Here is an 8,296-nt window from a genome sequence, read left to right as displayed (position 1 = left end):
GGCTGGGCGAGGTCGCCGGGGGTGCGGGAGCGGGGGCCGGGGGCGCCACCACATGCCGGCTGACCTCGGCCGTCGTCAGACCGAGACCGCCCAGGGTGACTTCGTCCCAGGCCTGCAGACGGCGGTTGCCCCGGTCCAGATAGAGCACCGAGGCGCGCACCTTCTCGGGCTTCTCGTTCTGCACGGCGCGCAGTCCGCCGCCGCCGGTCGACCCCTCGATCTTCAGCCGGGTGCCGAGCTCCATCACCTCGTTCTTGCGCTTGTGGATGTGGCCGGCGAGCACGAGCGGCACGGTGCCGTCGGTCTCCGCCGCGGCCGCCGGATTGTGGGCGACCGCGATGTCCACCGGCGTCCCGGCGCGCTCCTGGTCGCGCAGGGCGGAGGCGAGGCGGATGCCCGTCATGCGCTCGGCGGGGTCGCCCTGGGCCACGACGGTGCGGTCGGGGGTGAACTGGGGATCGCCGCTGCCCGCGATGCGGACGCCGGCGACGGTGACCGCCCGCCCGTCGTCGAGGACGTGCACGTTCTTCATCCGGGACAGGTACTCCTGCGTGGTGCGGGAGTCGTGGTTGCCGCGCACCCAGACGTAGGGCGCCCCGAGGCCGGGGATCGCGTCGAGGAAGCCGTTCTCGGCGGCGCTGCCGTGGTCCATCGTGTCGCCGGAGTCGATGATCACGTCGATCCGGTACTGCTTCACCAGCGAGCGGATGATGTGCCAGGCGGCCGGGTTGAGGTGGATGTCGGAGACGTGGAGCACCCGCAGGGTGTCCGGGTCGGGGGCGTAGGCGGGAAGCGTGGAGGTGGCGTCGTAGAGCTTGGTGACATTGGTGACCAGGCGCGCCAACTCCTTCTGGTAGACGTCGAACTCGGTGACGATCGAGCGGGCGTTGCCGACGACGGAGGGGGCGGAGGTCAGCAGCCCGGAGAACTTCGGCTCCAGCACGGACTTCGGGTTCCAGGTCGCGGCCGCCGAGGTGGCGGACGCCGCGAGCAGCGCGAGCGCGAGCCCGCCGGCGGCGAGTGCGCGGCGGGGACGCCGGTAGACGGCGAGGCCGAGCGCGGTCGCGCCGGTCACGACGGCGACGCAGGAGCGCAGCGCGAGCCCGGAGGTGCCGTCGAGGACGTCGGAGGCCACCTCGTCCTGGAGGCCGGAGAACCGCTCGGGGTTGTCGACCAGGGCCTGGGAACGGGCCGGGTCGAGCCGGTCCACGTCGACGTCGAGACGGAGGGGTGCCACATGGGAGTCGAGTTCCAGCGCGCCCAGCGGGGAGACGTTGATCTTGGTGCCGCCGGTGAGGGAGGGACGCAGCGTCATCGTGGTGTCCATGGGACCGACCGGCGTGCGCACGTTGCCCACGATCAGCAGGCCCAGCCAGGCGCCGACCAGGACGACGGCGGTCATCCCGAGCGCGCGGGCCCACGGGTGCGGGGCGCGCTCGAGACCGGCCGGGACGGAGCCGGGGCGCAGCAGGGCGCGGAACGCGGTGCGGACGGATCGGCGGGGGCGGTGCGGGGACGGGGCTCGGCGGGCCATTGGTCCCGTATGCCCCGAGCGGCGGCCGACCATGCCGGGGCGGCGCCCGGTCCACCCTGTGCGGGACAATGGCCGGGTGCTGGAGATGACGCGCGAGGAGTTCGAGGAACTGGTCGCCGAGGCCCTGGACAGGATCCCGCCCGAACTGACGCGGCTGATGGACAACGTCGCCGTGTTCGTCGAGGACGAACCCGCCCAGGACGACCCCGACCTGCTCGGGCTCTACGAGGGGACGCCGCTCACGGACCGCGGCGAGTGGTACGCGGGGGTGCTGCCGGACCGCATCACGATCTACCGGGGCCCCACGCTGCGCATGTGCGAGACGCGCGAGGACGTGGTCGTGGAGACCGAGATCACCGTCGTGCACGAGATCGCCCACCACTTCGGGATCGACGACGCCCGGCTGCACGAACTGGGTTACGGGTGAGCCACGAGCCCCTGGACCCGGAACCGCCCGCCCCGACCCCGCGGGCCGAGTTCGGCGGGCACGGCCGCTGGGCGGTGCTCGGCGTGATCGCGGCCGGCGGGGCGGCGGGCGCGACGGCCCGGCACGGCGCCGAGGTGCTGTGGCCCGCCCCGCCGGGCGGCTTCCCGTGGGCCGTTCTGGGGGTCAACCTCCTCGGCTGCGCGCTGATCGGTGTGCTGATGCCGCTGGTCGCCGAGGGCGGCCGGTCCGCGCATCCGCTGGTGCGGCCCTGCCTGGGCGTCGGTGTGCTCGGCGGGTTCACCACCTTCTCGGCGTACGCCTCCGGCACGGTCGGCCTGCTGGAGCACGGCAGGCCCGGTCCGGCCCTGCTCTACGCGGCGGGAACGGCCGCCGGCGCCCTGCTCGCGGTGGGGACGGCCGCCCGGGCCACCCGGGCCGTCCTCGGCCGGGCGGTGGCCGGGTGAGCCGGCCGCCGGCGACGGCGGGCGCGGCGGTGGCACGGTGACCTGGCTGCTGGTGGTGGCGGGCGCGGCGGTGGGCGCCCCGCTGCGGTTCCTGACGGACCGTGCGGTGCAGGCGCGTCACTCCTCCGGCTTCCCGTGGGGCACCTTCGCGGTGAACACGGCGGGCAGCCTGGTGCTCGGACTTCTCGCCGGGGCTTCGGTCTCCTCGGCGGCGCACGCGCTGCTGGGCACGGGGCTGTGCGGGGCGCTCACCACGTACTCCACGTTCTCGTACGAGACCCTGCGGCTCGCCGAGCGCGGGCGTCCGGCCGCGGCCGCGGTGAACGTGGGGCTGTCGGTGGCGGCCGGGCTCGGGGCGCTGTACCTGGGCACGGTGGCGGCCCGCGGCCTGACCGGCTGAGAGGGCGGCGCCCCTGCGGAGCCACGGTCCCAAGGGGCCCCGGGCGGCCGGGACGGCGGCGCACAGGGCGTGTCCCCGGCGGGGGCACGGTAGTTGGGCAGGGGGACCCGCCCGCCCCTTCCCGTCCCGGAGGTGCCCCGTGCGCCCGTTGACCCGTCCCGGCCGAACGGCCGCCGCCTGGCTCGCCACCGCTCTGGCGGTGATGGCCTCGGCCGGTCGGGTGGCGGCGCGGTGGGCCGGGTGCCCGGATCGCCTGTGCCCTGCCCGGGTCCGGGGCGCGCGCCGGGGCTCGCGGACGTGCTCGGGCCCGCGGACGTCCCCGGGTCCGCGCCGGGGTCCTGCGAGGCTCCGGCGTCCTTCCCGTCCGCTCCGCCGTCCCGTGCGTCGTGCCCGCCCCCGGCCGGCCGGGGGCGGGCACGACGCACGGGCTTTTTCGGCGCCGGGCAATGGGATCAAACGATCTACCACCATACGCACCCTCCACCGGCTGAGGCAAACCGGCTCGTGGTGAGCCGCGTCACGCCGGCCCCGCCTGGGGTGTCGCCACCGGTTCGGTGCCCGTCAGGTACTCCGGGCGCTGGAGCAGCACCCGGAGTACCTGACGGGCACCGAACCGGTGGCGACACCCCAGGCGGGGCCGGCGTGACGCGGCTCACCACGAGCCGGTTTGCCTCAGCCGGTGGAGGGTGCGTATGGTGGTAGATCGTTTGATCCCATTGCCCGGCGCCGAAAAAGAAGAGCGCCGCGTGGCGCGTACTCTCCCTAGCCGTGGCTGACCGCATTGAGGCGGTCGAATTGCGAATTCACGGAGTTTGGGCGCGTGCCGAGACTCCGGAAGGTTTCGCATTTCGCATGTCCACTTTCAGTACTGATCACGCCGTCATGCCCGAGAGCGCCGAGGCCGTCGAGGTCATCGAAGCCGTCGAGGCCGAGGCCGCAGAGGTCATCGAGGCCGCCGAGGTCACCGAGGCCCCCGAGACCACCTTCGCCGACCTCGGTCTGCCCGAGGGCGTCGTGCGCAAGCTCGCCCAGAACGGCGTGACCTCCCCCTTCCCGATCCAGGCGGCGACCATCCCGGACGCCCTGGCCGGCAAGGACATCCTCGGCCGCGGCCGCACCGGCTCCGGCAAGACCCTCTCCTTCGGTCTGCCCACCCTGGCCACGCTGGCCGGCGGCCACACCGAGAAGAAGAAGCCCCGCGCGGTCATCCTCACCCCGACCCGCGAGCTCGCGATGCAGGTCGCGGACGCCCTCCAGCCCTACGGCGACGTGCTCGGCCTCAAGATGAAGGTCGTCTGCGGCGGCACCTCGATGGGCAACCAGATCTACGCCCTGGAGCGCGGCGTCGACGTCCTCGTCGCCACTCCGGGCCGTCTGCGCGACATCATCAACCGCGGCGCCTGCTCCCTGGAGAACGTCCAGGTCGCCGTCCTCGACGAGGCCGACCAGATGTCCGACCTGGGCTTCCTGCCCGAGGTCACCGAGCTCCTCGACCAGGTCCCGGCCGGCGGCCAGCGCATGCTGTTCTCCGCCACCATGGAGAACGAGATCTCCACCCTGGTCAAGCGCTACCTGACCGACCCGGTCAGCCACGAGGTCGACAGCGCCCAGGGCAACGTCACGACCATGACGCACCACGTGCTCGTCGTGAAGCCCAAGGACAAGGCGCCGGTCACGGCCGCCATCGCCGCCCGCAAGGGCCGCACCATCATCTTCGTCCGCACCCAGCTGGGCGCCGACCGCATCGCCGAGCAGCTGCGCGACGCCGGTGTGAAGGCCGACGCGCTGCACGGCGGCATGACGCAGGGTGCCCGTACGCGGACGCTGGCCGACTTCAAGGACGGCTACGTCAACGCGCTCGTCGCGACCGACGTCGCCGCCCGCGGCATCCACGTCGACGGCATCGACCTGGTGCTCAACGTGGACCCGGCCGGCGACCACAAGGACTACCTGCACCGCTCGGGCCGCACCGCCCGCGCCGGCAAGTCCGGTGTCGTGGTCTCGCTGTCGCTGCCGCACCAGCGCCGCCAGATCTTCCGGCTGATGGAGGACGCGGGCGTCGACGCCTCGCGCCACATCGTCGGCGGTGCCGGCGCCTTCGACCCCGAGGTCGCCGAGATCACGGGCGCCCGGTCGCTGACCGAGGTCCAGGCCGACTCCGCCAACAACGCGGCCAAGCAGGCCGAGCGCGAGGTCGTGGAGCTCACCCGTCAGCTGGAGCGCGTCCAGCGCCGTGCCGGCGAGCTGCGCGAAGAGGCCGACCGCCTGGTGGCGCGTGCCGCCCGTGAGCGCGGTGACGACCCCGAGGCAGCGGTCGCCGAGGTGACCGAGGCCGCCGAGGCCGAGGTCGCCGCGGCCACCCCGGAGCCGGCTCCCGAGCCGGTCCGCGAGGAGCGCCCGTCGTTCGAACGCCGCGACGACCGGGGCAACTTCGAGCGCCGCGAGCGCCGTGACGACCGCGGTGGCTTCAACCGTGACCGTGGTGGGTTCAACCGTGACGACCGGGGCGGCCGTTCCTTCGAGCGTCGTGACGACCGTTCCTCGGGCGGTTTCCGCCGTGACGAGCGCCGTGACAACGACCGTGGCGGGTTCCGCCGTGACGAGCGTCGTGACGACCGTGGTGGGTTCAACCGTGACGACCGGGGCGGCCGTTCCTTCGAGCGTCGTGACGACCGTTCCTCGGGCGGTTTCCGCCGTGACGAGCGCCGTGACAACGACCGTGGCGGGTTCCGCCGTGACGAGCGTCGTGACGACCGTGGTGGGTTCAACCGTGACGACCGGGGCGGCCGTTCCTTCGAGCGCCGTGACGACCGTTCCTCGGGCGGCTTCCGCCGCGACGAGCGTCCGTCCGGCCACCGGGGCAGCGACCGCCCGTTCAACCGCGACCGCCGCGACGACCGCCCCGCGGGCGGCTTCCGCTCCGGCGGCGACCGCCACGACCGCCCGCACGGCCGCCGTGACGACCACCGCGGCGCCGGCTCCGGCTCCGGTTCCTTCGGCGGCCGCCGCGACGACAAGCCGCGCTGGAAGCGCAACGGCTGACGCGGACTGCTGAACGCCTGATCAGGGCCCGTACGACACCCCGGTGTCGTACGGGCCCTGATGCGTGGGCCCGGCCGACCGCTCCCTGGCCGGCCCGCAGGACCTTCGGAGGGGACATCAGGCGGCCGACGCATCCGGGAACGGACGGGGGTGGTTCTCGAAGCCGCGGGCTTCCCGGCGTCACAGCGTGCGGAACAAGGTGGCCGGTGGCGACGCTCGCGGCGCGGGCGCAGATCGGGACGAGCGGCCGGCAGGCCGTCAAGGACCGGTACCGACCGGCTTACGGCCGCGGTCCGGGCCTCCGGACCGCGGCCGGACAGGCCGGTGTCGGGATACCCGATCGGCGCGGGGGATCTCTTTGGCTATGCTCAGGGGTGTTGTGCCGAGGGCCGTTAGCTCAATTGGCAGAGCAGCGGACTTTTAATCCGTTGGTTGTGGGTTCGAGTCCCACACGGCCTACCTCTTCAGCCCCTGTCCGGGACCGTGGTCCCGGACAGGGGCTGTCGTCGTCCCCGGGCCTCCGGGCCCGACCCACGAGGCCCCAAATCGGAGTATGAAATACGTGTTTGCTAGGGTCGCCGCATGCGGCTGACCAGGTTCACCGATCTCGCCCTCCGTGCCGTCATGCGGCTCGCCGTCGCCGAGGGCGACGTGCCCGCCTCGACCACCCGTGAGGTTGCCGAGGTGATGAACGTGCCCGCTGCGCACATGGCGAAGGTCGTCGCCCGGCTGCAGCACCTCGGGGTCGTCGAGGCGCGGCGCGGCCGGGGTGGCGGGCTGACGCTGACCGGGCTCGGGCGAGGAGCCTCGCTCGGCTGGCTGGTGCGCGAGTTGGAGGGCGAGGGGGAGGTCGTGACCTGTGAGGGCGACGCCCCCTGCCCGCTGCGCGGGGCGTGCCGGCTGCGGCGGGCGCTGCGGGAGGCGCAGGAGGCCTTCTACGCCACGCTCGACCCGCTGACCGTGGGGGATCTGGTGGCGTCACCGACGGGCCCGGTGCTCGTCGGGCTGGTCGGCCGGAGGCCCGGCACGGAGTGAAGCCCGGCCTCCGGGGCCTGGGTGTCCTCGCTTCCTGGTGTTAAACCTGAAGATCATTCACCTATTAGGAGTCGTCGTGCTGTCCGACCAGTCCGTGCCCGTCGTCCGGGCCACCCTCCCCGCCGTGGGCGCCGCGATCGGCGAGATCGCCGACCTGTTCTACGCCAAGCTGTTCGCCGACCGCCCCGAACTGCTGCGCGACCTCTTCAACCGCGGCAACCAGGCCAACGGGCAGCAGCGGCAGGCTTTGGCCGGCTCCATCGCCGCCTTCGCGGGAATGCTGCTGGAGCGGCCGGACGAGCGGCCCGACGCGATGCTCGCCCGGATCGCCGGCAAGCACGCCTCCCTCGGCGTCACCTCCGATCAGTACGAGCTCGTCCACCGCCATCTCTTCGCGGCCATCGCGGAGGTGCTCGGCGACGCCGTGACCCCCGAGGTGGCCGAGGCGTGGGACGAGGTCTACTGGCTGATGGCCGGCGCCCTGATCGCCCGTGAGAGCCGCCTCTACCAGGAGGCGGGCGTCGCCGACGGCGAGGTCTGGCAGCAGATGGAGGTCGCCGCACGGCGACAGGAGACGGCCGACGTCGTCTCCTACGTCCTGCGCCGCGCCGACGGCCGCCCGGCCGGCCCGTTCCGGCCCGGCCAGTACATCGGCGTCCAGGTGCGACTGCCCGACGGGGCACGTCAGATACGGCAGTACAGCCTGTCCGCCGCCCCGGGCGCCGACACCTGGCGCATCAGCGTCAAGCGGCTGCGCGACGGAGCCGGCCCCGAGGGCGAGGTCTCGGCGTGGCTGCACGAGCACGCGCACCCCGGCGACACGCTGCGCGTCTCCCTCCCCTTCGGCGACCTGGTGCTCGACGGGACGGGTGACGGCCCGCTGCTCCTGGCCTCCGCGGGGATCGGCGGGACGCCCATGCTCTCCGTGCTCGGTCATCTGACCGCGACCGGGCAGACCCGGCAGGTCGTGGTGGCGCACGCCGACCGCAGCGCCGCCGACCACGCGCACCGCGAGGAACTGCGAGAGCTGGCCGACCGGAATCCGCACGCCCGGCTGGGCGTCTGGTACGAGCAGGAGGGCGACGGCGCCGCCACCGGGCGGATGGACATCGGCTCCCTCGACCTGCCCGAGGGCCTGACCGCCTACCTCTGCGGTCCGCTGCCGTTCATGAAGGCGGTGCGGGGGGACCTGCTGCGCCGGGGCGTCCCGGCGCAGCGGATCCACTACGAGGTCTTCGGGCCGGACCTCTGGCTCGGACAGGACGCGCCGGCCGCCCTCGGACAGGACGCGCCGGCCGCCGCGGCCGGCACCGCCGTGGCCCCCGGAGGCGCCCGGACCCCGGCGCCGTCCGCCTCGGAGAGCGGGCCGGGCGGCCGGTAGGAAGGGGGCGCGG

The 8,296-nt window shown here is 73.8% G+C and carries 7 protein-coding genes and 1 tRNA gene; 7 read left to right on the top strand and 1 reads right to left on the bottom strand.

The genetic code is table 11. The features are described 5' to 3' along the window. A partial coding sequence (locus tag EAO77_RS06475; RefSeq protein WP_187283249.1) for a metallophosphoesterase occupies positions 1-1,567 on the bottom strand: 1,567 nt, incomplete at its 3' end. 43 nt (positions 1,568-1,610) lie between these two features. On the opposite strand from EAO77_RS06475, the gene EAO77_RS06470 reads away from it, so the two are divergent. The 7 genes from EAO77_RS06470 to EAO77_RS06440 all read left to right on the top strand — a co-directional run bounded on the left by EAO77_RS06470 (position 1,611) and on the right by EAO77_RS06440 (position 8,283). Further along, on the top strand, positions 1,611-1,961 hold the full coding sequence (locus tag EAO77_RS06470; RefSeq protein ID WP_187283134.1) for a metallopeptidase family protein: 351 nt from the start codon (positions 1,611-1,613) through the stop codon (positions 1,959-1,961). Continuing rightward, positions 1,958-2,425: a fluoride efflux transporter FluC gene (locus tag EAO77_RS06465; RefSeq protein WP_147987113.1), complete on the top strand. Its 468-nt coding sequence runs from the start codon at positions 1,958-1,960 to the stop codon at positions 2,423-2,425. The genes EAO77_RS06470 and EAO77_RS06465 overlap by 4 nt, the downstream gene beginning before the upstream one ends. Positions 2,426-2,462: 37 nt before the next feature. Beyond that, positions 2,463-2,825, top strand: a complete 363-nt coding sequence (locus tag EAO77_RS06460; protein WP_147987112.1) for a fluoride efflux transporter FluC — start codon at positions 2,463-2,465, stop codon at positions 2,823-2,825. 852 nt (positions 2,826-3,677) lie between these two features. After that, on the top strand, positions 3,678-5,867 hold the full coding sequence (locus EAO77_RS06455; protein ID WP_147987111.1) for a DEAD/DEAH box helicase: 2,190 nt from the start codon (positions 3,678-3,680) through the stop codon (positions 5,865-5,867). Between the two features lie 386 nt (positions 5,868-6,253). Continuing rightward, a tRNA-Lys gene (locus EAO77_RS06450) sits at positions 6,254-6,326 on the top strand. A 123-nt stretch (positions 6,327-6,449) separates the two neighbouring features. Then, positions 6,450-6,902: an RrF2 family transcriptional regulator gene (locus EAO77_RS06445; protein WP_147987110.1), complete on the top strand. Its 453-nt coding sequence runs from the start codon at positions 6,450-6,452 to the stop codon at positions 6,900-6,902. A gap of 76 nt (positions 6,903-6,978) precedes the next feature. Next, a complete protein-coding gene (locus EAO77_RS06440; protein ID WP_147988988.1) occupies positions 6,979-8,283 on the top strand; it encodes a globin domain-containing protein in 1,305 nt (434 codons plus the stop codon). The last annotated feature ends 13 nt before the right edge of the window (positions 8,284-8,296 follow it).

This window comes from Streptomyces sp. T39 (assembly GCF_008042045.1).
Taxonomy (GTDB): Bacteria; Actinomycetota; Actinomycetes; order Streptomycetales; family Streptomycetaceae; genus Streptomyces.
Note: the sequence above shows the minus strand (reverse complement) of the source record. Positions and strands in the feature narration are given on the sequence as shown.

Coding starts and splice junctions, on each gene's coding strand:
- EAO77_RS06455 (WP_147987111.1), top strand. CDS start 3,678: ATGTCCACTTTCAGTACTGATCACGCCGTCATGCCCGAGAGCGCCGAG.
- EAO77_RS06445 (WP_147987110.1), top strand. CDS start 6,450: ATGCGGCTGACCAGGTTCACCGATCTCGCCCTCCGTGCCGTCATGCGG.